The organism is Sphingomonas sp. Leaf62 (assembly GCF_001421915.1).
Classification (GTDB): domain Bacteria; phylum Pseudomonadota; class Alphaproteobacteria; order Sphingomonadales; family Sphingomonadaceae; genus Sphingomonas.
On sequence record NZ_LMLN01000013.1, the window covers coordinates 59,795 to 84,682 of the forward strand.

Consider the following 24,888-nt stretch of genomic DNA (forward strand, 5'->3'; position numbering starts at 1 on the left):
GGCGCGCTTACGCGGCCAGCTTGCGCAGCACGTACTGCAGGATGCCACCGTTCAGGAAATATTCCAGTTCGTTGACGGTATCGATGCGGCACTTGGTCTGGAACGTCTCGGTCGTGCCGTCGGCGCGGACCATGATGACGTCGACGTCCTGACGCGGACGGATGCCGGCAACCCCCTGGATCGTGAAGGTTTCGTCGCCGGTCAGGCCGAGCGTCTGGCGGGTCACGCCTTCGGCGAACTGCAGCGGCAGGACGCCCATGCCGACGAGGTTCGAACGGTGGATACGTTCGAAGCTTTCGGTGATGACGGCGCGGACGCCGAGCAGGTTGGTGCCCTTCGCCGCCCAGTCGCGCGACGAGCCGGTGCCATATTCCTTGCCGGCGATGACGACCAGCGGCGTGCCGTCGGCCTTGTGGCGCATGGCGGCGTCGTAGATCGGCATGACTTCGCCGTCATAGCGGCTCATGCCGCCTTCGACGCCGGGGACCATTTCGTTCTTGATGCGGATGTTGGCGAAGGTGCCACGCATCATGACATCGTGGTTGCCGCGACGGGCGCCGTAGCTGTTGAAGTCCCGGCGGCTAACCTGATGTTCTTGCAGGAAAGTTCCGGCCGGGCTGTCGGCCTTGATGCTGCCGGCCGGCGAGATGTGGTCGGTCGTGATCGAATCGCCGAGGATCGCCAGCGGCTTCGCCTCGATGATGTCCGACGTCGGCTTCGGGGTCATCGTAAGCCCGTCGAAATAGGGCGGATTGGCGATGTAGGTGCTCGACGTCGGCCAGTTATAGGTGTCCGACCCCTCGACCGAAATGCCCGCCCAATGCTTGTCGCCGGCATAGACATTGCCATAGCGCGAACGGAACATGCCGTCGTCGATGTTGGCGGCCATCAGGTCGGCGACCTCTTCGTTGGTCGGCCAGATGTCCTTCAGATACACGTCCTGCCCGTCCGAGCCCTGCCCGATCGGGGTCGACACCATATCCTGCGTCACGGTGCCCTTCAGCGCGTACGCAACGACCAGCGGCGGCGAGGCGAGGAAGTTGGCGCGGACGTCGGCCGACACGCGGCCTTCGAAGTTGCGGTTGCCCGACAGGACCGAGGCGGCGACGATGTCGTTGCCGTTGATCGCCGCCGAGATCGGTGCGGCCAGCGGACCCGAATTGCCGATGCAGGTGGTGCAGCCATAGCCGACGAGGTTGAACCCGACCGCGTTCAGATCGGCGGTCAGGCCCGCCTTGTCGAGATAGTCGGTGACGACCTGCGAACCCGGTGCCAGCGAGGTCTTGACCCACGGCTTGGGCTTGAGGCCCAGTGCATTCGCCTTGCGCGCGACGAGGCCGGCGGCGACCAGCACCGACGGGTTCGACGTGTTGGTGCAGCTGGTGATCGCGGCGATGACGACGTCGCCATCGCCGATGTCATGGGCCGCGCCCTCGACCGCAACGCGCTTGGCCGCGTCCTTCTTGTAGACGTTGGTCAGGTCGGCGTTGAAGACGTCGTCGACGTTCGGCAGTTCGACGCGGTCCTGCGGACGCTTCGGACCGGCGAGCGACGGCACGACCGACGACATGTCGAGTTCGAGCGTATCGGTGAAGATCGGATCGACGGCGTTCTCGTCGCGCCAGAAGCCGTTGGCCTTCGCATAGGCTTCGGTCAGCGCGATCACTTCGGCGGGACGCGCGGTCAGGCGCATATAGTCGATCGTCTTGTCGTCGATCGGGAAGAAGCCGCAGGTCGCGCCATATTCGGGGGCCATGTTGGCGATCGTCGCACGATCGGCCAGCGTCATCGTCGACAGGCCCGGACCGTAGAATTCGACGAAGCGACCAACCACGCCGCGCGCGCGCAGCATCTGCGTGACGGTGAGCACGAGGTCGGTGGCGGTGATGCCCTCGCCCAGCTTGCCGGTCAGCTTGAAGCCGACGACTTCGGGAATCAGCATCGACACCGGCTGACCCAGCATCGCCGCTTCCGCCTCGATGCCGCCCACGCCCCAGCCGAGCACGCCAAGGCCGTTGACCATCGTCGTGTGGCTGTCGGTGCCGACCAGCGTGTCGGGGTAGGCGATCGTGCCGCTGCCATCGGTCGATTCCGACGACCACACCGCCTGCGCGACGTACTCGAGGTTCACCTGGTGGCAGATGCCGGTGCCCGGCGGGACCACCGAGAAATTGTCGAGCGCCTTCGATCCCCATTTCAGGAATTCATAGCGTTCGATATTGCGCTGATATTCCAGCTCAACATTCTGTTCGGCCGCCTTGGGCGTGCCGAATTCGTCGACCATGACCGAGTGGTCGATCACGAGGTGGACCGGAACCTGCGGATTGATCTTGCCCGCGTCGCCGCCGAGCTTGGTGATCGCATCGCGCATTGCCGCGAGATCGACGACGCAGGGAACGCCGGTGAAATCCTGCATCAGCACGCGCGCCGGGCGATACTGGATTTCACGGTCCGACCGGGCATCCTTCTGCCAGTCGACGATCGCCTGTGCATCCTCGGGCGTGACGGTCACGCCGTCCTCGAAGCGGAGCATGTTTTCGAGCAGCACCTTCATCGAGAAGGGCAGCCGCGACACGTCGCCGAGCTTTGCCGACGCCTTTGCCAGCGAATAATAGGAATAGGTCTTGCCGTCGACATCGAGGGTGTCGCGGGTGCCGAGCGTGTCCTGGCCGATTGCGGTCATGCGGATCCTTCCCAGTTGGTCGCGGGCGGGATCGATCGGCCGGGGGCCGTCGACGTGCATGCCGCCGCGGGAGGTTATCGAGCTGTACCCGAGCGCCTTAGCAACCGTATAAAGCCGGGGGAAGTGGTTGAATCCGTCGGACGGGCGGTCGATGGGCGACTTTTAGTCCATCACAAATGCTTTCGCTTTGCAATAGCGATAATCGCCGTTTTTGTCGGGGTAGAGCGGAGTTGTTCTGGCAAGCGGCCGTCATTCCGCGCCAACGCGAATCTACACTCCGTACTGGTTCGAGGTATGTCGGGCGTCAGCGTTTATAGGTTCCCGCCTGCGCGGGAACGACGTTGTGCATCGTGTCAGGCCTTTCCTACAGCCCACACGTTCCCTTAACGTTCCGTCACAATCTCGGGGGATGGGCGATGGCGGAATATCGGGTGCGGCATGACGGGTGGACGCCGCAGCGGCAGCGGGCGTTCCTGCGGGCGTTGAGCGAGACGGGATCGGTGCGCGACGCCTGTGCGCGGGCGCAGATTTCGACGACCTCCGCCTATCGGATGCGCGATCGGTCGGCGGCGTTCGACCGGGCGTGGCGGCGGGCGCTGGCCAAGGTCGCGCCGACGATCGAGCAGGCGGCCTATGAACGCGCGGTGCTGGGGTGGGAGGAGCCGGTCTGGCATGGCGGCAAGATCGTGGGGCATCGGCGGCGCTATTCGGACGGGCTGTTGCGGTTGCTTTTGACGCGGGGCGTGTCCGCCGGGTCGGAGGACCCGGAGGACCGGCCGTTGAAGGGCGGATGGGACCGTGCGACGCAGGCAGAGACCGATGCGATGCTGCTCGCCAATCTGCGCGGGTTGAAGCGGCGGATAGAGACCGAGGCGGCGGGCAAGGCCTTGCCCGCGGCGGCCCCGGTCGCCACCACGGCACCGACACAGACGGGGAATAACGATGCAGGTGACGCGGATCGGGGGACGGCGGGTGCTGTTCGTCATGGCGACGGACCACGAATATGGACCCTGTCTGGCTGAACGCTTCGTGCCGGTCATCACCGGGGTCGGGCCGGTCGAGGCGGCGATCGGCACGACGCAGGTGCTGGCCGGGATGGCGGACCTGCCCGATCTGGTCGTGTCGATCGGATCGGCGGGGTCGCGGCGGTTGCCGCTCGGGTCGATCTGGCAGGTCGCCAGCGTGTCGTGGCGCGACATGGATGCGACGCGGATCGGCGTGCCGAAAGGGGTGACGCCCTTTGCCGATCATCCCGCCGAACTGCCGCTGGCGACGCCGCTCGACTGGCCGGTGGCGCGGCTGTCGACGGGGGCGAATATCGTCGGCGGTGACGCGTATGACGCGATCGATGCCGAGTTGGTCGATATGGAGACGTTCGCGGTGCTGCGTGCCTGCGGGCGGTTCGGGGTGCCGGTGATGGGGTTGCGTGGCGTTTCGGACGGGCCGGGCGAGCTGGAAGCGCTGGGCGGGTGGACGGCGATGCTGGGGGTGCTCGACGAACGGCTGGCGGTGGCGGTGGATTTGCTTAGGTAGAAGGAAGATCGGGGTTCACGCGGAGACGCGGAGGAGCTGCGTTCCGGGTGAGCGCTCGCGAACGGGAGACGGAATTATCCGTTGCCAGCGAGCGAGAGGCCGCTGGCGCGGGTACGGTCACCCCGGACGCAACCCCTCCGCGTCTTCGCGCCTTCGCGTGAACCGACTTCTCCCTACGCCTTGTCGAGAAACACCACGCCGGGAATGGCCAGCCGCGCCGGGGTGTGGCGGACCGGGCCGTCGACGGTCACGTTGAACACCGCCACGGTGCCGCTGCGTTCGTTGGCGACCAGCAACTGACCGGTTTCTTCCAGCAACAGAAAGAACCGGGGCCAGTCGCCGCCGCAGTCGATATGCTGGACGAGCGTCGCGGTGCCGTCTTCGGCGAGGTCGAACACCGCGATGCTGTTATGGCCGCGGTTCGAGGCGAAGAGACGACGGCCGGCGCTGTCGATGGCGATGTGGGCGGCCTGCGACTGCCCCGTCCAGCCGGGCGGGAGCAGCGAGGTGGTGGCGCGGGTGGTGAAGCTGCCATCGGCCTGCGCGTCGAGCGTGACCAGCGTGTTGGCCAGTTCGGTGACGACATAGACCGTCGTCAACGTCGGGTGATAGGCCATATGGCGCGGGCCGGCCCCGGGTGGCGCGCGCCATGCCACCACCGGCTCGGCGATCTCGCCGCTGTCGAGCGGATAGGCGAAGATGGTGTCCGCGCCGAGGTCTACCGAATGGCAGAAGCGATCGTTCGGGGTGAAGCCGACCCAGTGGGCGTGCGGGGCGCTCTGCCGATCCTTGTTCGGGCCGGTACCGCTATGGCGGCGGACGATCGGCGGCTGCGGCAGACCGGCGGCGAGCGGGTAGAGCGCGACGGTACCCGACGAATAATTGGCGACGGCGAGCAGATTGCCGCGATGGTTGAGCGCGACGTGGCAGGGATCTTCGCCGCCGCTGGGCAGATCGGCGAGGATCTTGCCCTGATGATCGGTGGCGATCAGCCGGCCGGCGGCCGACTCGCGGACCAGATACCGCATCGCGCCGCGCGATACGCCGAACGAAATATTGGTGAGCGCGGTGTCGGCGGTGCCGACGTTCCAGCCGGTGCCGCGCGCGGGGAGCGCGTACAGGCCCTGTCCGCCCGGCCTGGCATAGGTGCCGGCGATCAGGTCAGGCCCACGCCCGGCCGCTCGGACGGGGACGGCGGCGAGCGTGGCGGTGGCGGCCATGCCGGCCAGGAGCGTGCGTCGGGTGGTCATCCCGACGCTATGCCCGTGGCCGGACGGCTAGGCAATCAGGCGGCGGCGAACACGCCACAGGCGATGCGCCCGCCCGAATTGCCCGACGGATCGGTCTTGTAGTCGTCGGCATTGGCGTGGATGACGAAGGCCGCGCCATCGGCGTCGAGCAGACCGTCCATCGTGCCGGCCGGCAGCTCGACGGTGACCGATCCGGTGCCATCTGCACCGATGGTCAGGTTGGGCGCGTCGCCGGCATGTGGACCGGCGGGATTGCTGGTGCCATGCTGCTTCGACGTCGGGTTCCAGTGGCCGCCGGCGGTGGTGAAGTCGGGCGCGTCGCAGCGGCCGATGGTGTGGACGTGTGCGCCATGGACACCGGCGGGCATGCCGCGCGCATCGACGCGGATTTGGATGCCGTTCGCGGTCTGGGTGGCGGTGACGGTGCCGACATCGGCCCCGGCTGCGGTGCGCAGTGGCGCGGTGGCGCTGCGCCCGGCAGCTTCGCCCGATCCGGCGGTGGTGGTGGTGGTACAGCCGGCAAGCGCGGCGGCGGCGACGGCGGTCAGGATGGTGGCACGCAGCATGGTCGGAATTCCCTGTAATCTCGGGGACGCAATGATCGGGACCGCCACGCGGTTCCTTTATTGCGGCATCGGTCCGGCGAGCAGCAGCGGGTCGATGCGCGCATCGTGCAACTTCATGCCCCAATGCAGATGCGGCCCGGTGGCGCGGCCGGTCGCGCCGATCGCCCCCACGACCTGCCCCTGCGTGACCCGGTCGCCGACCGCCACGTCGATGCGCGACAGGTGCAGGAACGCGCTGTTCAGCCCCATGCCGTGGTCGATCATCAGCAAATTGCCTTCGAGGGTGAAGGGCGTAGCGGCGGCGAGGATGACGACACCGTCGGCGGGCGCGGCGACGGGCGTGCCGGACGGGCGGGCGACGTCGACGCCCGAATGATAGGCGCCGGGTTCGCCGGCATAGATACGCTGCGCTCCGAACAGGCCGGAGACACGCCCCCGGACCGGCCAGACGAACCGCTGCCGCCAGCCCTGCGCGTCGGTAGCCCGGTCGCGCGCGGCGGCGATCTGCGCCAGTTCGGGGGCGCGGCGGCGCTGGAATTCGGGGGTGGGCTGCGACAGGCGCGGCAGGGTCGGCAGGCGCTCGATCCGCCATGCGCGCGGGGCGATGGTCAGGGGGCGGACCAGCCGGCGGCCATCGGGCAGGGTCGCGACCATCGTGGCGGCGGGGCCGGCGTCGCGGTCGAACGCGATCAGGAACGCGCCGTCGGGCGCGACCGCCACCGGCTGTCCGTCGAGGGTCAGGATCGTGCCGGGCGGAACCTGTCCGGTCATCGCCGCCCCCTGCCCCGGCGATCCGGTCAGCATGATCGCGGGCGCGGGGACGGGCTGCGCCGCCACCAGCAGCGTGGCGGCGAACGCGATCACTGCGGGGCCATCGCCTTTGTCGATGCCTCGGCGTCGATATAGGGTTCCTGCCGCGCCGCGCTCCAGTAGCGCAGTTCGTCGAGCGGGATGCGCGCGCCGGTGACCGCGCAGGTCACGAAGTCGCCATCGACCAGCACCCGGAAATTGTTCGTCAGATAGTGCAGCTTGGCGGGGCGGCTTTCGGTTGTCAGCATCGATCGGGTCCGGTTCTACAGCAAGGTGGGTTGCGCGGGCGAGACATAGGCGCGGCCGGGAGTGCGCTCAACCTTTGCGTCCAGCGCGCCGTCGCCGAAGTGGAGTTGCAACGCGCCCGCCGCGCGCGCTTCGGCAGCCGACGTCACCGTCTTGCCGGTGGCGCGGGCGGTGACGCGGACATAGCCCTTTTGCAGCAGATTGTCGGGATCGACCTGTCCCAGCATCCGCGCCGTCCCCTCGAACTGCGCGCGCGCCTGCGCCAGCCGCTGGGTCAGCATCGCGGGCCTGAGCGCATGGCCATGGCGGTCGAGATTGCGGCGCGCGGTCGCGACCCGGCGTTCGAGCGCGAGCGACAGGCGGGCGGCGACATCGTCGAGCCGCTGACGCTGCGGCCCCAGCAGCGCGTCGCGGCGCGGCATGACGCGGACCAGCGCCGCCAGCTGCTCGGTCCCGCGTTCATGATAGCGGCGGACGATGCGCTGGGTGCGCAGCGACAGCGTGGCGATGGTGTGCGCCAGTTCGGCGCGGACCGGTACCGCGATCTCGGCGGCGGCGGTCGGCGTCGGCGCGCGCAGATCGGCGGCGTGGTCGCACAACGTCGTATCGGTTTCGTGGCCGACCGCTGAGATGACCGGGATCGGCGAGGCGGCGACCGCGCGCACCACGATCTCTTCGTTGAACGACCACAAATCCTCGATCGAGCCGCCGCCGCGCGCGACGATCAGCAGGTCGGGGCGGCGGACCGGTCCGCCCTCCGGCAACGCGCCGAACCCCTGTACCGCGCGCGCGATTTCCGCCGCCGAGCCTTCGCCCTGCACCTTGACCGGCCAGACGATGACGTGGGTCGGGCAGCGATCCTCCAGCCGGTGGAGGATGTCGCGGATGACCGCGCCGGTCGGCGAGGTGACGATGCCGATGGTGCGCGGCAGGAACGGCAGGCGGCGTTTCTTCGCCGGGTCGAACAGCCCCTCGTCCGCCAGCTTACCTTTAAGCTTTTCGAGCAGCGCCATCAGCGCGCCTTCACCGGCCAGTTCCATCCGGTCGATCACGATCTGATAGCGCGAGCGGCCGGGATAGGTGGTCAGCTTGCCGCTGGCGATCACCTCGACGCCGTCCTGCGGCGTGAACGGCAGGCTGCCTGCTGATCCGCGCCACATCACCCCGTCGATTAGCGCCGAATCATCCTTCAGGCACAGATAGACATGGCCCGACGACGCGCGCTTGTAGCCCGAAATCTCCCCGCGCAGGCGGACGCGGCCGAATTCGCCCTCGACCATGCGTTTCAGGCGACCGGCCAGTTCGGACACGCTTTCGGGCGCGGCGTTGTCGCCGGGCTGTTGCTCGGCTACGAGCCGGCTCGACTGAAAACCGGGGAAGCGATCGTCCATGAATGTCCTGTTGATCGGATCGGGTGGGCGCGAACATGCGCTGGCGTGGAAGCTGGCGCGTTCGCCGCTCCTAGGTACGCTTTATGCCGCACCGGGCAACCCCGGCATCGGCAACCACGCGACGCTGGTGCCGCTGGACGTGAACGATCACGCCGCGGTGGTGCGGTTCTGCGTCGAACGGACGGTCAAGCTGGTGGTGGTCGGACCCGAAGCGCCGCTGGTCGCGGGGCTGGCCGACGATCTGCGGGCGGCGGGCATCGCGACCTTCGGCCCGTCGGCGGCCGCCGCACAGCTCGAAGGATCGAAGGGCTATACCAAGGATCTGTGCCGCGAGGCCGATATCCCGACCGCCGGCTATGTCCGCGTCACCGACCTAGACAGCGGGATCGCCGCACTGTCCCCCTTCTCGCTGCCGGTGGTCATCAAGGCCGACGGCCTTGCGGCGGGCAAGGGCGTGACGATCGCGATGGACCGCGCCGAGGCGGAGGCTGCATTGGCCGCGATCTTCGAAAAGCCCGGCGGCGAGGCGGTGATCGAGGAGTTTCTGAGCGGCGAGGAAGCCAGCCTGTTCGTGCTGACCGACGGCGTATCGCTGATGCCGTTCGGATCGGCACAGGACCACAAGCGCGTCGGTGACGGCGATACGGGTCCGAATACCGGCGGCATGGGTGCCTATTCGCCCGCGCCGGTACTTAGCCCCACGCTGGAGCAACTGGCGATCGACACCATCGTCCGGCCGACCGTCGCGGCGATGGCGGCGCGTGGGACGCCCTATTCGGGGGTGCTCTATGCCGGGCTGATGCTGACCGATCGGGGGCCCAAGCTGATCGAATATAATGCGCGGTTCGGCGATCCCGAATGTCAGGTGCTGATGGCGCGGCTGGACAGCGATCTGCTGCCACTGTTGCTGGCGGTGGCCGAGGGTCGGCTGGCGGAAGCGGAAGCGCCGGTATTTTCGAACGACAGCGCGCTGACGGTGGTCATGGCCGCGCCCGGCTATCCGGGGACGCCCGAGACCGGCAAACCGATCGGCGGGATCGATGCGGCCGAGGCGGCGGGCACGACCGTGTTCCACGCGGGAACCCGGATGGGCGATGCGGGCGTTGTGACCGCCGGAGGCCGGGTGCTGGCCGTTACCGCGCGCGGAGCGACCGTCACCACCGCACAGGCGGCGGCGTATCGCGGCGTCGATGCGCTCGACTTCCCCGGTTTTTGCCGCCGCGATATCGGCTGGCGCGAAGTCGCACGTGAGAATGGGCAGGATTAGAGCATGCAGGATAGCGGTACGACCCCGTTGCAATCGCCGGGCTTTCTGGGCGCGCTGACCACGGTGCATTTCGTCATCATCGCGCTGCTGGCGGTGCTGGTCATCATCGGCATCGGCTATGGAATGAAACTGGCGCGCGAGCGGCGCTCGGCGACGCGCGAGCTGGAAGATGCCGGGCATCTGGAGCGGACCGGCGACGTGCCGGCGGCCGATCCCGACCGGCCGGCGGAAACGATCGCGCCGAGTGAGCCGGCGCGGGTCGAACCGCCAGCGCCCACGCTGATCGAACCGGTCGCACCGGTCGTGGAGGAGCCTGCTGCGCCGGTCGTGCAGGAACCGACCGCAATCCCCATGGAACCGCCGGTCGCCGCGCCCGCGCCGGCGCGTGCGCCGTTCGCCGAAACCGCCGCGCCAGTAGTGCCCGCCGCGCCGGTCGGGTCCGATCTGACCCGGTTGAAGGGGCTGGGTCCGAAGGTCGCGGCGATGCTGGTCGAACAGGGCATCCCCGATATCGCGACGCTGGCCCGGTTGCAGCCGGCCGAGGCGGACGATGTCGCGTCACGGCTGGGCACGTTCGCGCCGCGCATGGCGAAGGACCGCTGGGTCGAACAGGCGCGCTATCTGGCGGCCGGGGATATCGCAGGGTTCGAGGCGGTGTTCGGGAAGTTGTGAGGGGGCGATTAGGGTCGATCGACATTCAGCGATAACCACGGAATTTCGACATTCCCGCGCAGGCGGGAATCAATAGACGCCGAGTGTTTGGCTGGATCCGCGACGCTGGCGTATATGGACTCCCGCCTGCGCGGGAGTGACGAACGGGGATCGAAGGCTATTCCTGCGCCTAGCGAACTGAATGTCGATCGCGCCTAGTACTTAGCGCGTCACCGTCACCCTTCCCACCCGGCTCGGCCGGGCGGCCCGCCCTCTCCCGATAGGAGAGGGAGGAAGCGGTAGCGCCGCGGAAGGGTTAGGGCGACGTCTCGTCAGCGGCGTCGGCTGCTGGGCATTCCCCGAAGCGAGGGACGCCGCCCGACCCGCTGCTGCATCGCCAGCACGACGAACAGCATCGCCGGCCAGAACACCGAGCAGGTGAAATCGACCGTCGTGTCGCTCCACCGCCATGATCCGAAGTTCAGACGGTTCAGCACCTCGTTCCCCGCCGCAACGACCAGCACCACGACAAACGGGACCGGGTGCGACAGCGGATAGCGGGTGACCAGCCGGGCGAGGATCAGCACGATCATGCCGGCATGAATATGCAACACCGCGTCCGACGCGTCGGTGTTGTCGCGTATCCACTGTACCAGCGACGCATATTCCGAAGAAATCTGCATGGAGCATGATTACCACCCGACACAATCGCAGCGCAACATTTTACATTGCATTGCAACATGGGTCGGATCGCTACACGACTTATTGCTCCAGCAGCCTGTTAAAGGCCTGAACCGCCAAAGACCGTTGGCGCGAGACCTGTTGCGGATCGCGCTCCGCCTGCGATCGAACGCAGCCGGAAAATGCGACTATCGTCAGCCGACGGGAACGTACCGTCGGACGGTATCGACCAGATCCTCGAACCTTCGGTCCGTGCCGATCGTATTGATGGCCACGTCGCCATAGCCCATGGTTTTGGACTTGGCCGCGCCGTACGTAGCGAAGTGGCTACGGAACTCCGGCTCCCGGTTCAGCCAGAGACAAAGGTGACGCATCGGCCCTTGCCGGCGCACTTCGGCATGGCGAATTTCGTGCCACGCGATGACGTCGTCACTCCACGCTCGCCAGCACAGACCATCTTCCGACACCTCGATTTCAATCCTGCGACTCCGGCGCATACGGCCAATGACGAGCGAGCAAGCTGTAGCAAACGCCACGATGCCGAGCAGTCCGACAAACCCGAAGATGACATCACCATCGAGTATCGCCAGAACGCCGAGCACAGCCAGCAGGAACGATGGGATCAAAATGCCGAGCAACCGCCACGGTGAAGATCGCGCCTGCCACATCCCGAACCTTTACTCGACCGGTTGCACCAACAGCTTGTCGATCTTGCGCCCGTCCATGTCGACGATCTCGAAGCGCCAGCCCTGTTCGGCGAAATGCTCGCCTTCGGTCGGAAGATGCTTGAGGATCGCGAGCGCAAGGCCGGCGACGGTGGCGTAATCGCGGTCCTCGGGCAGGTCGATGCCGATGCGTTCGGCAAGCTGGTCGGCGGGGGTCTGGCCCGATACCAGCAGCGATCCGTCGTCGCGGCGGACGATCAGGGGGTGGTCGCCCTCCTCCGCATCCGATGCGAAGTCGCCGGCAATGGCGCGCAGCAGATCGGCGGGGGTCACGATCCCTTCGAAATGGCCATATTCGTCATGGACGAGGCCCATCGGCACGGCGGCGCGGCGGATCGCCTGCAACGCATCCATCGCGTCGACCTGATCGGGGAGCACCGGTGCTTCGTGGAGCAGCGCGCGCAGGTCGAGCGGCTCGCCCCGGCATAGGGCGGCGACGATGTCGCGCGCCTGCACGACGCCGATCACCGCATCGACCGATCCCTCGGCGATCGGCAGGCGGGTATGCGGCGTCGCCGCCATCGCCGCGCGAATGCCGGCTTCGTCGAGCGAGACGTCGAGCCATTCGACATCGGTCCGCGGGGTCATGACTTCACGCACCGGCCGGTCGGCGAGGCGAACGACGCCCGAGATGATCGAGCGTTCATGTTCCTCGATCACGCCCGACTTGCTGGCTTCGGCGACCAGCAGGTGCAGTTCCTCCGCCGTCACCCGGTTTTCGGATTCGCGGTTCATGCGCAGCAGCTTGAAGATCAGCGCGGACGTGTTGTCGAGCAGCCATACGAACGGCGCGGTGATGCGCGACAGCCACAGCATCGGCACCGCGACCAGCACCGCGATCGGTTCCGGGCTGCGCAAGGCGAACTGCTTGGGCACCAGCTCGCCGATGACGAGGCTGGCGAAGGTGGTCACGCCGATGACGACGCCGAACCCGACATTGGCCGCAAGCGATTCGGGCAGCCCGAGCAACACCATCCGTTCGCCGACCGGTCCGCCGAGACTGGCTCCCGAATACGCACCCGACAGGATGCCGATCAGGGTGATGCCGATCTGGACGGTCGACAGGAACTTGCCGGGATCGTCGGCCAGCCGCATCGCGGTCTGCGCGCCCCTGCCCCCCGCTTTCGCCAGGCCTTCCAGTCGGGCCCTGCGCGCGGAAACGATGGCGAGTTCGGACATGGCGAACACGCCGTTCAACGCCACCAGCGCGAGGATGATGACGACGTCGAACCAGGGGAAGGGAGAAAGAGGTTCCATCGAACTGCCCCTCCCATGCAGCAATGCCGCGTGCCGCACAACCGGCGAGTCGCGGTCGAGGGACGATTTGGCCCACCTTGCCGGTCAGCGTCCGTTCAAAACGGCTGCGGAACAATGCCGGTCCTGTCCGGTTTTCCCGGGCGACAACGAAATCGGATACCGCGGAGAATTATGATGGCAGCTCGTTCAAAAATCTGGGTGGCGGGTGCGCTGTCGGCAGCGATGCTGACATCGGCCTGTGTGACCGACCCCGAAACCGGCCAGCGCAGCATTTCGCGCGCGGCGATCGGCGGCATCGGCGGCGCGGTCGGCGGCTATCTGCTCGGCGATCTCGTCGGCGGACGGCGCGACCGGACCGAAAAGATCCTCGGCGCGGGCATCGGCGGTTTGGCCGGGGCCGGGATCGGTGCCTATATGGACAAGCAGGAGCGCGACCTGCGCGCCCGGACCGCCGGCACCGATGTCGAAGTAACCCGGCGCGGCGATGATCTGGTCCTCAACATGCCGTCGGGCATCACCTTCGCCACCGACAGTGCGAATGTGCAGCCGCAGTTCCGGCCGACGCTGGACCAGGTCGCCGACGTGCTGCGCGAATATAACCAGACCTATATTGACGTGTACGGCCATACCGATTCGACCGGATCGGACGCGTACAACCAGACGCTCTCGGAACGGCGTGCCAGCGCGGTCGCCAGCTATCTGAGCAGCAAGGGTGTGCAGTCCGCGCGTATCGGTACGCGCGGTTTCGGCGAGACGCAGCCGATCGCGTCGAACGAGACCGAAGAAGGTCGTGCGGAAAACCGCCGGGTTGAGGTCAAGATCGTGCCGATCGCGCAGAACGAACTGCGCTGATCCTATCCGCGGCGCTGCCCGAAGAAATCGCGGAGCAGCGCCGCGGCCTCGACCTCACCGATCCCCGAATAGATGTCGGGGCGGTGGTGGCAGGTCGGTTGACCGAAGAAGCGCGGACCGTGCGCGACCGCGCCACCCTTGGGATCGTCCGCAGCATAATAGAGCCGCGCGATACGGGCATGGGCGATCGCCCCGGCGCACATCGCACATGGTTCCAGCGTCACCCATAGATCGCAATCTTCCAGCCGGTCGCGGCCCAGCGCCTGCGCAGCGGCACGAATCGCCATCATTTCTGCATGGGCGGTAGGGTCGTTGCGCGTCCGCGGTGCGTTGGCACCGGTCGCGATCACTCTGCCCCGTTGCACGATGACCGCGCCGACCGGAACTTCGCCAGCGTCCGCCGCGGTGCGGGCGGCGGCGAGGGCCAGATGCATGGGGGACGCGTCGAACATCGCGCATCCCCTTGCCATCGGCGGTTCTACGCTGCCAGCGTCTTATTGTGCGGTGGCGGGACGCTCGACCTTGATTGCGGGTACTTCGACGGTGCGGTTGACGGTGCCGACATCCACCTTGCCGACATCGACGTCGAATTTGGGCGCCTGTCCCCCTTCGACCCGCACCTGCGGCAGGGCGGCGGTCCGGGTCTGATCGATGCCGATGAAACCGAAGCTCATCAGCGCGGCGACGATCAACGCCGCGACCCCCAGCAGAACCAATATTGCGCGCATTCCGCCACTCCCTTGTAATGTGCCATTGTCCGAATCGATGCCGTAACAACGCCGGGGCGGCGACGAGGGTTGCAACGGCGCGCAACGGTTGACGTCCGCGCCGTTCGACGCTATCCGCGCCGTCTTTCCGGGGCATGTGTCCCGACACAGAATCAGGATCAACGATCATGTCGCGCATCTGCGAGCTGACCGGCAAGGGCCGGCAGGTGGGTCACAACGTTTCCCACGCGAACAACAAGACCAAGCGGACCTTCCTGCCGAACCTGCAGAATGTCACGCTGATGTCGGAAGCGCTGGAGCGCTCGATCCGTCTGCGCGTATCGACGCACGGCCTGCGCTCGGTCGAGCATGTCGGCGGCCTCGACAACTGGCTGCTCAAGACCCGTGACGACGACCTGTCTCTGCGCGCCCGTCGCCTGAAGCGCGACGTTGCCAAGGTCGCGAAGAAGGTCGCCCCCACCGCCGCATAAGCGGTTCGGGTGACGTAAGATATGCCCCCGGCACCCAAGCGGTGCCGGGGGTTTTGTCGTGGGTGATGCCGACGCCTGATTTTTGTTCCGACCATCGCTCCGAACCGATGGACGTTGCGGTGCGGTTGATTCTCGCCTGCGCGGGAATGACGGGCGATGTCCTGCAAACCCCGTCATCCCGGCATAGGCCGGAATCCATGGATGCGGGACGCTTCGACCGAGTCGAGGCCGGTCGGGTTCATGGATTCCGGCTTTCGCCGGAATGACGATGGGTTCAGCCTCGGTTCTTGCGCTTTTTCTTCTGCTTCGGTTTCGGCTGCCATGACTCCGGCAGCGGGCCGATCGCGAATTTCAGCAGCAGCGAGCGTTGCAGCATCGACTGGTTGTCGTCGCTCGCCAGCCACAGGATCAGCCGTCCGCCTTCGCGGGTGATCGCCATCGCTTCGAAATTGTCGTGCAGGGTCGGCGGCACGAGCCGGGCGAGCGTGCGGCCGCGCAGGGATTGGCCGGGGCGGACGCCGCGCAGGTCGACCAGTTCGATGCCGGTGGTGAAAAAGTCCTTCAGCCGGGTGCGGCGGGTCAGCACCAGCAGCCGCCCATCGGGCAGTTGCGCGGCGTCGGTGTTCACGAAACTGGCGGGCGGCGCATAGCGAAAGCCGTAGCGCGGCGTCTTCGGATCGGTCGGGTCGCCGAGGAAGCGGATCGCGCTATAGCCCCGCCGCCCCTTCTCGCCATGGCTTTCGCTGAACACGACGACGCTGCCGTCATGCAATTGCGCCATCGCCTCCGCACCGCTGTTCGCCGACCAGTCGGCCATGCGCTGTGGCGCGGCGTGCGACAGAGGGCGCGAAAGGTCGGCGGTGAAGCGCCAGATCTGGTTGTGGCGTTCGTAGCCGACCAGCACCGATCCGTCGGGCCGGACCGCCAGCGATTCGGTATCGCGATCGCGCTTTTCCCAGCCGGTGCCGGGACCGGCGATTTCGCGGACGGCGACGTCGCGCGGGGTCCAGTCGGCACCCATGGTGAACTGGACCAGCGACCCGCCATCGGACAACAGGCTGAACCGGTCGCCGTCGACGTGCATCGACGAAAAGCCCCCAAAGGCGGGATCGTTACCGCGCAGGACCACCCCGCCGAGATAGGTGAACGATCCGCGATCGCGCCGCCGGGGGTTTTTGGGATAGAGCGCGACCCGCTCGGCCGTGATCGTCGGCACCTTCGCATAGAGCGGCAGCCGCTCGGCCCCACTCCAGCTGGGCACGAGCAGCAGCACCGCCAATATCACGAACAGGATTCGCATCGCCCCGGCTGTAGCGTCCGAACGCCCCAGCGCCAGTGGCGTTTGCCCCGGCATAGGGTACAGCCGCGACGAAATACGCGTGGAGAAGCCTATGTCTGCCGATGTCGTCGACCTGACCTGCCGCCTGATCGCCTGCGACAGTGTGACCCCGGCGACCGGCAGCGTGTTCGACGTGCTGGAGACCGCGCTGACCGCGATCGGCTTCGATGTCGACCGGTTCACCGTCGGCGAGGCGCCGGATGGGCCGGTAGAAAACCTGCTGGCGGTGCGGGGGGGCAGCGGACGGCATTTCGCCTTTGCCGGCCATGTCGATGTCGTACCCGCCGGGGCGGGATGGCAGGGCGATCCGTTCGGCGGGACGATCCGCGACGGCATGATCGTTGGGCGGGGCGCGGTCGACATGAAAGGCGCGGTCGCGGCGTTCGTCGCGGCGGCGGCGCGCGTGCCGGTCGACGCGGGTACGATCAGCCTGATCATCACCGGCGATGAGGAAGGACCGGCGGTGTATGGCACCCGCGCGCTGATCGATCGCATGGCGGCGCGGGGCATCGCGCCCGACCTGTGCCTGGTCGGCGAGCCGACGTCGCAGCAACGGCTGGGTGACATGGTGAAGATCGGGCGGCGCGGATCGGTCAATATCTGGATCGATGTGCCGGGGCGTCAGGGGCATGTCGCCTATCCGCATCTGGCCGACAATCCGATCACCCCGCTGATCGCCGCCCTGGCCGAAATCGAGGGGATCGTGCTCGATCGGGGCAATGCGTGGTTCCAGCCGTCGAATATCGAGATCACCGACCTGACCGTCGGCAATCCCGCGACCAACGTCATCCCCGGCCATGCGGCGGCGCGGCTATCGATCCGCTTCAACGACGAACAGCGCGGCGACGCGCTGGTCGAGCGGATCGCCGGCATCGTGCGGTCACATGCGCCGGACGCACAGGTCGTCGGGCGGGTGTCGGGCGAGGCGTTCCTGACCGCACCGGGCGCGTTTTCGATGCTGATCGGCGATGCGATCGGCAAGCATACCGGGCTGAAGCCGGAATTGTCGACGACCGGCGGCACGTCCGATGCCCGGTTCCTGTCGGCGCTATGCCCGACGGTGGAGTTCGGGCTGCTCAATGCGACGATGCACAAGGTCGACGAGGCGGTAGCGGTCGACGACCTGCGGCTGCTGACGGCGATCTATGTCGATATCGTGGGGGCGGCGCTGGCCGGAGAATGAGGCGACATTCGTCATTCTCGCGCAGGCGGGAATCCATTCACGCTGACGTCAGCGATCGAATCGCACGGTTGCGGCTATAGATTCCCGCCTTCGCGGGAATGACGACGATCGCGACCGAGTAGCTATCAATTCACCTTGTGATAGCCCTTGTACCACTCGGCGAACCGTCCCAGCCCCTCGGCCAGCCGCACCTTCGGTTCGTAGCCGGTCAGCGCGCGGAGTTGCGATATGTCGGCATAGGTCGCGGTGACGTCGCCGGGCTGCATCGGCTTCATGATCTTCACCGCGTCGCGACCGATCGCGCGTTCGAGTGTCTGGATCATGTCCATCAGCCCGACCGGCTGGCTGCCGCCGATATTGAGGATGCGGTGGTCGCCGGGCGTCGGCGGATGGTCGAGTGCGCCGATAATGCCGTCGACGATATCGTCGATATAGGTGAAATCGCGCGCCATGCGGCCTTCGCCGAAGACTTCGATCGGGGTGCCGGCGACGATCTTATCGGTGAAGCTGAAGTACGCCATGTCGGGCCGGCCCCATGGGCCATAGACGGTGAAGAAACGCAGGCCGGTCTGCGGCATGCGATAGAGATGGGCGTAGGACTGGCTCATCAGTTCGCAGGCGCGCTTGGTCGCGGCATAGAGCGAGACCGGCCGGTTCGCCGGTTCATCCTCGCGAAACCCCTCCCCGCCCATCGGCTTGTCGCCATAGACCGAACTGGACGAGGCGTAGACGAGATGTTCGAAGCCCGGCGCGTGGCGGCAGGCCTCCAGTATCGCGAGCTGGCCGCCGACGTTCGAGCGTTCATAGGCGAAGGGGTTGTCGATGCTGTGCCGAACCCCCGCCTGTGCCGCCAGATGGACGACGCGGCGGATAGCATGGTCGCGGACCAGCGCCGCGACCGCATCGGCATCGGACACGTCGACCCGGTGGAAGGTAAAGGCGTCGATCCCGTCGAACGTCGCGAGCCGGGCTTCCTTCAGCGTTACGTCGTAATAATCGTTGAGAATATCGATGCCGATCACCCGCTCGCCGCGCGCGAGCAGGCGATGCGCGGTCGCATGACCGACGAAGCCGGCCGCGCCGGTCACCAGAATCGGACCCGACATCAGCGCAGACCCGCCGCGATACCCATGGTCGGGTCGTTCTGCATCGCCTGTCCCGAACCGGTTCCTCGGTCGCGTATCATTCGTTTCCCTTACCGCAACATGTTGGTATCGTGCCGCGGTGCAACATCGGCATACGCAGAAACACTCAATGGAGCCCGTAGCATATCGGCCAACCGCCGCCATGCAAGACGTGCGGCCGACGATGTTCGGGATATACCGGTGGCCGTTAACAAATTCGCATGATCCGGCGTGTATCGATTTTCCAATGACTTGGGCGGCAATGCGGCGGGACTGGACCCGTCGGCACGGACGATCTAAGGCACCGCCGATCAACGACCTTGCCGGACGCGGAACCGCCGACGGATCTGGGCCGAACCGCGGCGGACTTGGCAGGTGCCGGGATCGTCTGGCCAACGGGGAACAGGGACGGATGACTTTCGCTGCCGATCTCGCCCCGCCGGGCCATGCGCCGGACGCCGGCGTCGCCGCCGCGCTGCGCAGCGCGCTCCCGTCGGGCGAAGTCGCGACCGATGTCCCGCTGGCGACGCTCGGCCGCTGGCGGATCGGCGGCCCGGCCGATATCGTCGTTACCCCGCAATCGGTCGAGACGCTGGCGACCGCGCTGGCGGTGATCGCCGAACAGGATGCGCGCCATATCGTCATCGGTGACGGATCGAACCTGTTGTTCGACGATGCCGGATTTCGCGGCGTCGTGCTGCGCATCGGGCGCGGACTCGGTGGTATCCGCAACCTCGGCGACGGCGTGGTCGAGGCCGGCGCGGGGCTGTGGGTGCCCGCGTTCGTCCGGCAGGTGATCGACTGGGGTCTGGCGGGCGCGGTCCATGCGATCGGCATTCCGGGGACGCTGGGCGGCCTGATCACCATGAACGGCGGCAGCCAGCGCAAGGGCATCGGCGAGAATGTCGTGCGGGTCGACGCGATCGATCATGTCGGGCGGATGCAGCGGCTGACGCAGGACGATCTCGACTATCGGTACCGCGCGTCGCGACTGCAGCGCGGCGACCTGATCGTCGTCGCGGCGCAGTTGCGCTTCGCGACCGGCGACCGGCAGGCGTTGCGGCGCGAGGCGTTGTCGATCCTCGCTGCGCGGCGCGCCAAATTCCCGATGGTGCGCGCCAATTGCGGGTCGGTGTTCGTCAGCGACCCGGCGCTCTATTCGCTGATCGGCCCACCCGGCCTCGCGATCGAACGGGCCGGATTGAAGGGCGTATCGGCAGGCGGCGCGCAGATTTCGCCGGACCACGCCAATTTCATCGTGAACAATGGCGGCGCGCGGGCACAGGACGTGTTGCACCTGATCCGTCTGGCGCGACGCTCGGTCGCCGCCATGTCGGGGATCGCGATGGACGCCGAAGTCCGCCACCTTGCCCCCGATGGCGTGATGCGTCCGGCGCATGAAGTCGCCGAACTGCTGGCCGACCCGGCGTGACCATCGCCATCGACACACCGCGCGTCGCGCGACCGTCGATCCGCATCCTAAGCGTCGAACCGTCGCGGCTCGAAGGAATCGTCACCGTCAGCGGGGCCAAGAACAGCGTGCTGCGGCTGATGGCGGCATCGCTGCTGACGTCCGGGCGGATCGTGCTCGACAATTATCCGCAAGGGCTGCTCGATGCGCAGGTCCATGTCGGGATGCTGGAGGCGTTGGGCAAACGCTGCACGATCGCGGGCGACGCACTGACGATCGAGGAGGCTTCGCCGCCGCCGGCCGAACTGGTGTGGGACGGACGGTCGATCCGCAACACGCTGCTGATCCTCGGCGCACTGGTCGCACGGACCGGCGCGGGCAGCGTGCCGCTGCCCGGCGGATGCGATCTGGGCGGGCGCGGCTACGACCTGCACGAACTGGTGCTGACGCGGCTGGGCGCGCGGGTATGGGGCGAGCAGGGTCGACTATATGCCGAAGCGCCCAACGGGTTGACCGGGGCCGAGATCGTGCTGCCGTTGCGTTCGACCGGCGCAACCGAGAACGCGCTGCTCGTCGCCTCGCTCGCACGCGGTACGACGCGGCTGTGGAACCCGCATATCCGGCCCGAAATCCTCGACCTGTGCGATTTCCTGCGATCGATGGGCGCAACGATCACCGTCTATGGGCAGGAAAGCATCGAGATTACCGGCGTGGCCGAACTGTCGGGCACCAGCCGGCGGGTGATGCCCGACAATATGGAAGCGATGACGTGGCTGGTCGGGTCGGTCATCACCGGCGGCGATGTGGAAATCCGCGACTTTCCGTTCGAGGATCTCGAAGTCCCGCTGATCTTCCTGCGCGAAAGCGGCGCGAAGATCTTTCGCGACGGCAATGTCGCGATCGTCCGGTCGGGCCGTCCCTATCCGGTCGAGATCAGTACCGGCCCCTATCCGGGGATCAATTCGGACATGCAGCCGCTGTTCGCCGCGCTGGGGGCGTGTGCACGGGGCGAATCGCGGATCGTCGACCTGCGCTTTGCCGGCCGCTATGCCTATCTGCCCGATTTCGAGCGAATGGGCGTGCACAGTTTCGTGCGCGACGGCACCGCGCATATCATCGGCACGCAGACGCTGACCGGGGCCGACGTTCGCGCCGCCGATCTGCGCGCCGGGGCGGCGCTGGCATTACTTGGTATGAAAGCCGCGGGACAGACACGGATCAGCGATGCGTGGCAGATCGAACGCGGCTATGATAAGTTTCTCGAGAAGGCGCGCGGTCTTAATGCCACGCTTTCCTATCATGGTTCATAACGCGCGCATCTAACTGGCCCGTATTAAAGGGATTCGGCTTCTTCCCATGTCCTACGAATCGAACCCGTTGCAGGCAGCCCTGCGCAAGTGCCGGCGGCATTTCATCGCCACTGGCATCTTTTCCGGGCTGATCAACATCCTGTACCTCGTGCCCTCGATCTTCATGTTGCAGGTGTACGACCGTGTCGTGCCGACGCGCGGGGTCGCCACGCTGCTGGTCCTGTCGCTGATCCTCGCGATATCGCTGATCGTCTTCGCCGCGCTGGACACGGTGCGCATGAAGCTGCTGCTGCAGGCCAGCATGCGGCTGGAAAAGATGGCGGCGGGCAACATCCTGCACCGCATCCTCGGCAGCAACGGGGCGTCGCCGGCACAACGTGCGCAGGCGATGCGCGATTTCGATACGCTGCGCGGCACGCTGACCGGGCCGGCGATCATCGCGATGTTCGACGCCCCATGGGCACCGATCTACATCATCATCTCGTACCTGCTGCACCCGCTGATCGGTCTGCTGGCGCTCATCAGCTCGGCGCTGCTGATCACGCTGGCGGTGCTGAGCGACAAGACGACCAAGAACAAGCTGAACGAGGTCGGGCAGCGCACGACCATGGCGTATCGATCGCAGGATTATTCGATCCAGGCGTCCGAAGTTGCCCGGGCGCTGGGCATGCGCAGCGCGCTGGTCACCCGCCATCTGGTCGAGCGGGCCGATCTGGTCCGGGCGCAGGGCGATATCGCCGGCACGTCGGGCGTCTTCCTTGCGATCACCAAGTTCTTCCGTCTGTTCCTGCAGTCGATGGCGCTGGCGCTGGGTGCCTATCTGGCGATCAACCAGCAGATTTCGGGCGGCGCGATCTTTGCCGCGTCGCTGATCCTCGGCCGCGCGTTGCAGCCGGTCGAACAGATCCTGAATGCGCTGAAGAACGTCATCAGTGCGCAGAACGCGTACAAGGGTCTGAACGCCTTCTGCCTCCTGCCCGACGTGACGGTACAGCGCACCTCGCTGCCCGATCCGGTCGGCCGGATCGAGGTCGACGGCCTCACGATCCGCGTGCCCGGCTCGGACCGGGTGCTGCTCAACAAGTTGAGCTTCACCATCGAACCGGGCACCATCGTCGCGCTGGTCGGCCCATCGGGCGCCGGCAAGTCGACGCTGCTGCGCGCGCTGGCCGGGGCGATCGATCCCGACGAGGGCGAGATTCGCGTCGACGGTGCCAGCCTGAACGACTGGAACCGCGAAGAGCTGGGCCGGCATATGGGCTATATGCCGCAGACGCCGACACTGTTCCCGGCAACAGTCCATTCGAACATTTCGCGCTTTCGCCAGTTCGACGGGGCGAGCGGGCCGGAGCTCGATGCGCAGGTGGTGACCGCGGCGCAGCTGGCCGGCGCGCATGACCTGATCCTGCGCTTCGAGCGTGGCTATGATACCCAGCTGGCGATGCGCGAGGGCGGCGGTCTGTCGGCCGGACAGCGGCAGGTGGTGGCGCTGGCCCGTGCGTTGTTCGGCGCGCCGCGCATCCTGTTCCTCGACGAACCAAACGCGCATCTCGACATCAGCGCCGAGGGACGGTTGATGGAGACGCTGCAGCATCTGCGCGAACGCGGCGCGACCGTGGTCGTATCGACGCACCGTACGGGGCTGTTGCAGGCGGTGGACAAGGTCATGCTGCTGCGCGACGGCGTCATCCAGATCTATGACGACCGCAGCAAGGTGATCCGTCCCGCCGCACCGCAAATGGAGCAGCAGGGCGCTGGTGCGCCGGGTGGCGGCACCCCGCCCCAGGCCGGCCAAGGACCGGTGAACCCGCCGTCCGCCCCGCCATTGCCGGGCAATGACGGTGCGCAGAACGATGCGACGGGCAACCGCGCCAACGGAGGTGAAGCGTGAGCGGCGAACTGGTAAACGCTCCCCAGACGGGGCAGAACATCGTACCGGTCGCGCAGGCGATCCGCGAGCGGCTGGAAATCGACGACTCGCCGAACAGGGCGTTGCGCGCCGGCGTCATCATCGCCGTGCTGTTCTTTGTCGTGCTGCTCGGCTGGGCGGCGTTCGCCCGGCTCGACGCGGCGGCGGCGGGCGACGGCCGGGTCGTGGTGTCGGGCAATCGCCAGACGGTGCAGCACCGTGACGGCGGCTATGTCGAACATCTCGATGTCCGCGAAGGACAGCACGTCAACCAGGGGCAGGTCATCATCCGCCTGCGCGGTGCGGAAGTTCAGGCGACCGAACGCGCGCTGGCCGGCAGCGTGATCGATCTGCAGGCACAGCGCGCCCGCCTCGAAGCCGAAATCCGCGGCACGCCGATCCAGTGGCCGGCCAGCTTTGCGCAGGCGACCGGCGACGACCGGGTGCTGGTCGAACGCGCCAAGACGTTGCAGATCGCGCAGCAGAGCGCCCGCAACAACGCGCTCAACGCCAACCGCGCGGTCATCCGCCAGCAACAGGCCGAAGCGTCGCAGAGCATCGGCGGTTATTCGGCGCAGTCGCGCGCCAGTTCCGAACAGCGCCGCTCGCTGGAGGAACAGCTGGCCAGCACCAAGCGGCTGGCCGATGAAGGCTATGTCTCGCGCAACTCGGTCCGCCAGATCGAACGGTCGATCCAGCAGCTCGAAGGGGCCGATGCCGACTATGCCTCGCGCGCCCGCGCCGCCCGCGAACAGGTGGGCCAGGCGCGCGAATCGTCGGTCGCGACCTCGCGTCGCTATATCGAAGACGCAGCGACGCTGTTGCGCGACACCCAGTTCCAGCTCAATGAGATAATGCCGAAATGGATCGCCGCGAAGGAGCAGCTGGAACGCACGGTCATCCGCGCGCCGGTTGCCGGCCGGGTGGTCGAACTGCGCGTCTTCTCACAAGGCGGCGTGGTGCAGGCCGGTCAGCCGATCCTCGACATCGTTCCCGATGCCGCACCGCTGGTCGTCCGTGCCAATTTCGACCCGAGCGACATCGACGGCGTCTATGAAGGGCGTCAGGCCGAGGTGAAGTTCCTGTCCCTGCACGAACGCGACCTGCCGATCCTGCTCGGCAATATTCGCAACGTGTCGGCCGACAGCCTGACCGACGAAAAGTCGGGTCGCAGCTACTTCACCGCAGAGATCGTGGTGCCGCGGTCGCAGATCGCGATGCTGAAGGAAGTGCGCGGGGCCGATACCGGCATCCGCGCGGGCGTACCGGTCAGCGTGCTGGTGAAGCTGCGTCCGCGCACCGCGCTGCAATATATGCTCGATCCGCTGACCGAGGCGTTCCGCCGGTCGCTGCACGAGCGTTGATCGACCCTGTGCCGGACGGGCGGGAACACGCTTCGTCCGGCACTTATCAGGGTTACTTCTGTCGGGCGCTGCGATAAGGATCGCGGCATCGACACGACCGCCCGTCCGGAGAGGGAAGCCGGGGGCAGGTTCTGACAA

The 24,888-nt window shown here is 67.0% G+C and carries 24 protein-coding genes; 11 read left to right on the forward strand and 13 right to left on the reverse strand.

Going from position 1 to position 24,888, the window contains the following annotated elements; translation table 11 throughout:
- Window positions 1-7 precede the first annotated feature (7 nt).
- A complete protein-coding gene (acnA, locus tag ASE91_RS08165) occupies window positions 8-2,683 on the reverse strand; it encodes an aconitate hydratase AcnA (protein WP_056624831.1) in 2,676 nt (891 codons plus the stop codon).
- Between the two features lie 416 nt (window positions 2,684-3,099).
- On the opposite strand from acnA, the gene ASE91_RS08170 reads away from it, so the two are divergent.
- Together ASE91_RS08170 and ASE91_RS08175 are read left to right on the forward strand one after the other, a co-directional pair.
- On the forward strand, window positions 3,100-3,705 hold the full coding sequence (locus ASE91_RS08170) for a hypothetical protein (protein WP_056624837.1): 606 nt from the start codon (window positions 3,100-3,102) through the stop codon (window positions 3,703-3,705).
- The gene (locus ASE91_RS08175; RefSeq protein WP_235530383.1) at window positions 3,668-4,216 is read left to right on the forward strand and encodes a 5'-methylthioadenosine/S-adenosylhomocysteine nucleosidase; all 549 of its coding nucleotides are present in this window, start codon (window positions 3,668-3,670) and stop codon (window positions 4,214-4,216) included. Before ASE91_RS08170 ends, ASE91_RS08175 begins: the two co-directional genes overlap by 38 nt.
- Before the next feature lie 173 nt (window positions 4,217-4,389).
- Here ASE91_RS08175 and ASE91_RS08180 read toward each other — a convergent pair whose 3' ends face one another.
- From ASE91_RS08180 to xseA, 5 genes are read right to left on the reverse strand one after another with little or no spacing between them, the layout of a single operon-like run.
- Window positions 4,390-5,466, reverse strand: coding sequence for a lactonase family protein (locus ASE91_RS08180; RefSeq protein WP_056624844.1), 1,077 nt, complete (start codon window positions 5,464-5,466; stop codon window positions 4,390-4,392).
- 35 nt (window positions 5,467-5,501) lie between these two features.
- Window positions 5,502-6,032, reverse strand: coding sequence for a superoxide dismutase family protein (locus ASE91_RS08185; RefSeq protein WP_082453901.1), 531 nt, complete (start codon window positions 6,030-6,032; stop codon window positions 5,502-5,504).
- A 57-nt stretch (window positions 6,033-6,089) separates the two neighbouring features.
- On the reverse strand, window positions 6,090-6,896 hold the full coding sequence (locus ASE91_RS08190; protein ID WP_056624846.1) for a M23 family metallopeptidase: 807 nt from the start codon (window positions 6,894-6,896) through the stop codon (window positions 6,090-6,092).
- Complete coding sequence (locus ASE91_RS08195; protein WP_056001818.1) at window positions 6,893-7,090, reverse strand: DUF2093 domain-containing protein; 198 nt, start codon at window positions 7,088-7,090, stop codon at window positions 6,893-6,895. Before ASE91_RS08195 ends, ASE91_RS08190 begins: the two co-directional genes overlap by 4 nt.
- 15 nt (window positions 7,091-7,105) lie before the next feature.
- Window positions 7,106-8,479 carry an exodeoxyribonuclease VII large subunit gene (xseA, locus tag ASE91_RS08200; RefSeq protein ID WP_056624848.1) on the reverse strand — a complete coding sequence of 458 codons (1,374 nt, stop codon included), beginning with the start codon at window positions 8,477-8,479 and terminating at the stop codon, window positions 7,106-7,108.
- Between xseA and purD the strand changes: the two genes are divergently transcribed.
- Both purD and ASE91_RS08210 read left to right on the forward strand, forming a co-directional pair.
- Entirely contained in the window at window positions 8,478-9,746 is a 1,269-nt protein-coding gene (gene purD / locus ASE91_RS08205) for a phosphoribosylamine--glycine ligase (protein ID WP_056624851.1), read from the forward strand. The two genes, xseA and purD, sit on opposite strands and share 2 nt — an antisense overlap.
- Window positions 9,747-9,749: 3 nt before the next feature.
- Window positions 9,750-10,418, forward strand: coding sequence for a hypothetical protein (locus ASE91_RS08210; protein WP_056624854.1), 669 nt, complete (start codon window positions 9,750-9,752; stop codon window positions 10,416-10,418).
- Between the two features lie 311 nt (window positions 10,419-10,729).
- On the opposite strand, the gene ASE91_RS08215 is transcribed toward ASE91_RS08210, so the two are convergent.
- The 3 genes from ASE91_RS08215 to ASE91_RS08225 all read right to left on the reverse strand — a co-directional run bounded on the left by ASE91_RS08215 (window position 10,730) and on the right by ASE91_RS08225 (window position 13,060).
- Window positions 10,730-11,080: a hypothetical protein gene (locus ASE91_RS08215; RefSeq protein ID WP_056624857.1), complete on the reverse strand. Its 351-nt coding sequence runs from the start codon at window positions 11,078-11,080 to the stop codon at window positions 10,730-10,732.
- Window positions 11,081-11,272: 192 nt separating this feature from the next.
- Window positions 11,273-11,746 carry a hypothetical protein gene (locus ASE91_RS08220; protein WP_156357736.1) on the reverse strand — a complete coding sequence of 158 codons (474 nt, stop codon included), beginning with the start codon at window positions 11,744-11,746 and terminating at the stop codon, window positions 11,273-11,275.
- Between the two features lie 9 nt (window positions 11,747-11,755).
- On the reverse strand, window positions 11,756-13,060 hold the full coding sequence (locus tag ASE91_RS08225) for a hemolysin family protein (protein ID WP_056001834.1): 1,305 nt from the start codon (window positions 13,058-13,060) through the stop codon (window positions 11,756-11,758).
- A gap of 174 nt (window positions 13,061-13,234) precedes the next feature.
- On the opposite strand from ASE91_RS08225, the gene ASE91_RS08230 reads away from it, so the two are divergent.
- Window positions 13,235-13,912, forward strand: a complete 678-nt coding sequence (locus ASE91_RS08230; RefSeq protein WP_056625202.1) for an OmpA family protein — start codon at window positions 13,235-13,237, stop codon at window positions 13,910-13,912.
- Window positions 13,913-13,914: 2 nt separating this feature from the next.
- On the opposite strand, the gene ASE91_RS08235 is transcribed toward ASE91_RS08230, so the two are convergent.
- Both ASE91_RS08235 and ASE91_RS08240 read right to left on the reverse strand, forming a co-directional pair.
- The gene (locus ASE91_RS08235) at window positions 13,915-14,346 is read right to left on the reverse strand and encodes a nucleoside deaminase (protein ID WP_056625205.1); all 432 of its coding nucleotides are present in this window, start codon (window positions 14,344-14,346) and stop codon (window positions 13,915-13,917) included.
- Window positions 14,347-14,406: 60 nt separating this feature from the next.
- Complete coding sequence (locus ASE91_RS08240) at window positions 14,407-14,640, reverse strand: hypothetical protein (protein WP_056001837.1); 234 nt, start codon at window positions 14,638-14,640, stop codon at window positions 14,407-14,409.
- A 167-nt stretch (window positions 14,641-14,807) separates the two neighbouring features.
- Between ASE91_RS08240 and rpmB the strand changes: the two genes are divergently transcribed.
- On the forward strand, window positions 14,808-15,110 hold the full coding sequence (gene rpmB, locus ASE91_RS08245; RefSeq protein WP_056001840.1) for a 50S ribosomal protein L28: 303 nt from the start codon (window positions 14,808-14,810) through the stop codon (window positions 15,108-15,110).
- A gap of 274 nt (window positions 15,111-15,384) precedes the next feature.
- Here the strand turns inward: rpmB and ASE91_RS08250 are convergent, their stop codons facing one another.
- Entirely contained in the window at window positions 15,385-16,410 is a 1,026-nt protein-coding gene (locus tag ASE91_RS08250; RefSeq protein WP_082453902.1) for an esterase-like activity of phytase family protein, read from the reverse strand.
- A gap of 91 nt (window positions 16,411-16,501) precedes the next feature.
- On the opposite strand from ASE91_RS08250, the gene dapE reads away from it, so the two are divergent.
- Window positions 16,502-17,632, forward strand: a complete 1,131-nt coding sequence (gene dapE, locus ASE91_RS08255) for a succinyl-diaminopimelate desuccinylase (RefSeq protein WP_056624861.1) — start codon at window positions 16,502-16,504, stop codon at window positions 17,630-17,632.
- A gap of 125 nt (window positions 17,633-17,757) precedes the next feature.
- Here the strand turns inward: dapE and ASE91_RS08260 are convergent, their stop codons facing one another.
- Entirely contained in the window at window positions 17,758-18,738 is a 981-nt protein-coding gene (locus tag ASE91_RS08260) for an SDR family NAD(P)-dependent oxidoreductase (RefSeq protein ID WP_056624862.1), read from the reverse strand.
- A 430-nt stretch (window positions 18,739-19,168) separates the two neighbouring features.
- Between ASE91_RS08260 and murB the strand changes: the two genes are divergently transcribed.
- Genes murB through ASE91_RS08280 form a run of 4 tightly spaced genes read left to right on the forward strand, consistent with a single transcriptional unit; the run spans window position 19,169 to window position 24,750 of the window.
- The gene (murB, locus tag ASE91_RS08265) at window positions 19,169-20,188 is read left to right on the forward strand and encodes a UDP-N-acetylmuramate dehydrogenase (protein WP_082453903.1); all 1,020 of its coding nucleotides are present in this window, start codon (window positions 19,169-19,171) and stop codon (window positions 20,186-20,188) included.
- Window positions 20,185-21,477 carry a UDP-N-acetylglucosamine 1-carboxyvinyltransferase gene (locus ASE91_RS08270; RefSeq protein ID WP_200911217.1) on the forward strand — a complete coding sequence of 431 codons (1,293 nt, stop codon included), beginning with the start codon at window positions 20,185-20,187 and terminating at the stop codon, window positions 21,475-21,477. The genes murB and ASE91_RS08270 overlap by 4 nt, the downstream gene beginning before the upstream one ends.
- 46 nt (window positions 21,478-21,523) lie before the next feature.
- A complete protein-coding gene (locus ASE91_RS08275; protein ID WP_056624864.1) occupies window positions 21,524-23,368 on the forward strand; it encodes a type I secretion system permease/ATPase in 1,845 nt (614 codons plus the stop codon).
- Window positions 23,365-24,750: an HlyD family type I secretion periplasmic adaptor subunit gene (locus tag ASE91_RS08280; RefSeq protein WP_056624870.1), complete on the forward strand. Its 1,386-nt coding sequence runs from the start codon at window positions 23,365-23,367 to the stop codon at window positions 24,748-24,750. The genes ASE91_RS08275 and ASE91_RS08280 overlap by 4 nt, the downstream gene beginning before the upstream one ends.
- Window positions 24,751-24,888: the final 138 nt, after the last annotated feature.

Excerpts from the sequence above, each read along its gene's own strand:
- acnA (WP_056624831.1), bottom strand. The coding sequence starts at position 2,683 with ATGACCGCAATCGGCCAGGACACGCTCGGCACCCGCGACACCCTCGAT.
- ASE91_RS08170 (WP_056624837.1), top strand. The coding sequence starts at position 3,100 with ATGGCGGAATATCGGGTGCGGCATGACGGGTGGACGCCGCAGCGGCAG.
- ASE91_RS08175 (WP_235530383.1), top strand. The coding sequence starts at position 3,668 with ATGGCGACGGACCACGAATATGGACCCTGTCTGGCTGAACGCTTCGTG.
- ASE91_RS08180 (WP_056624844.1), bottom strand. The coding sequence starts at position 5,466 with ATGACCACCCGACGCACGCTCCTGGCCGGCATGGCCGCCACCGCCACG.
- ASE91_RS08185 (WP_082453901.1), bottom strand. The coding sequence starts at position 6,032 with ATGCTGCGTGCCACCATCCTGACCGCCGTCGCCGCCGCCGCGCTTGCC.
- ASE91_RS08195 (WP_056001818.1), bottom strand. The coding sequence starts at position 7,090 with ATGCTGACAACCGAAAGCCGCCCCGCCAAGCTGCACTATCTGACGAAC.
- purD (WP_056624851.1), top strand. The coding sequence starts at position 8,478 with ATGAATGTCCTGTTGATCGGATCGGGTGGGCGCGAACATGCGCTGGCG.
- xseA (WP_056624848.1), bottom strand. The coding sequence starts at position 8,479 with ATGGACGATCGCTTCCCCGGTTTTCAGTCGAGCCGGCTCGTAGCCGAG.
- ASE91_RS08210 (WP_056624854.1), top strand. The coding sequence starts at position 9,750 with ATGCAGGATAGCGGTACGACCCCGTTGCAATCGCCGGGCTTTCTGGGC.
- ASE91_RS08215 (WP_056624857.1), bottom strand. The coding sequence starts at position 11,080 with ATGCAGATTTCTTCGGAATATGCGTCGCTGGTACAGTGGATACGCGAC.
- ASE91_RS08220 (WP_156357736.1), bottom strand. The coding sequence starts at position 11,746 with ATGTGGCAGGCGCGATCTTCACCGTGGCGGTTGCTCGGCATTTTGATC.
- ASE91_RS08225 (WP_056001834.1), bottom strand. The coding sequence starts at position 13,060 with ATGGAACCTCTTTCTCCCTTCCCCTGGTTCGACGTCGTCATCATCCTC.
- ASE91_RS08230 (WP_056625202.1), top strand. The coding sequence starts at position 13,235 with ATGGCAGCTCGTTCAAAAATCTGGGTGGCGGGTGCGCTGTCGGCAGCG.
- ASE91_RS08235 (WP_056625205.1), bottom strand. The coding sequence starts at position 14,346 with ATGCATCTGGCCCTCGCCGCCGCCCGCACCGCGGCGGACGCTGGCGAA.
- ASE91_RS08240 (WP_056001837.1), bottom strand. The coding sequence starts at position 14,640 with ATGCGCGCAATATTGGTTCTGCTGGGGGTCGCGGCGTTGATCGTCGCC.
- rpmB (WP_056001840.1), top strand. The coding sequence starts at position 14,808 with ATGTCGCGCATCTGCGAGCTGACCGGCAAGGGCCGGCAGGTGGGTCAC.
- ASE91_RS08250 (WP_082453902.1), bottom strand. The coding sequence starts at position 16,410 with ATGCGAATCCTGTTCGTGATATTGGCGGTGCTGCTGCTCGTGCCCAGC.
- dapE (WP_056624861.1), top strand. The coding sequence starts at position 16,502 with ATGTCTGCCGATGTCGTCGACCTGACCTGCCGCCTGATCGCCTGCGAC.
- ASE91_RS08260 (WP_056624862.1), bottom strand. The coding sequence starts at position 18,738 with ATGTCGGGTCCGATTCTGGTGACCGGCGCGGCCGGCTTCGTCGGTCAT.
- murB (WP_082453903.1), top strand. The coding sequence starts at position 19,169 with ATGACTTTCGCTGCCGATCTCGCCCCGCCGGGCCATGCGCCGGACGCC.
- ASE91_RS08275 (WP_056624864.1), top strand. The coding sequence starts at position 21,524 with ATGTCCTACGAATCGAACCCGTTGCAGGCAGCCCTGCGCAAGTGCCGG.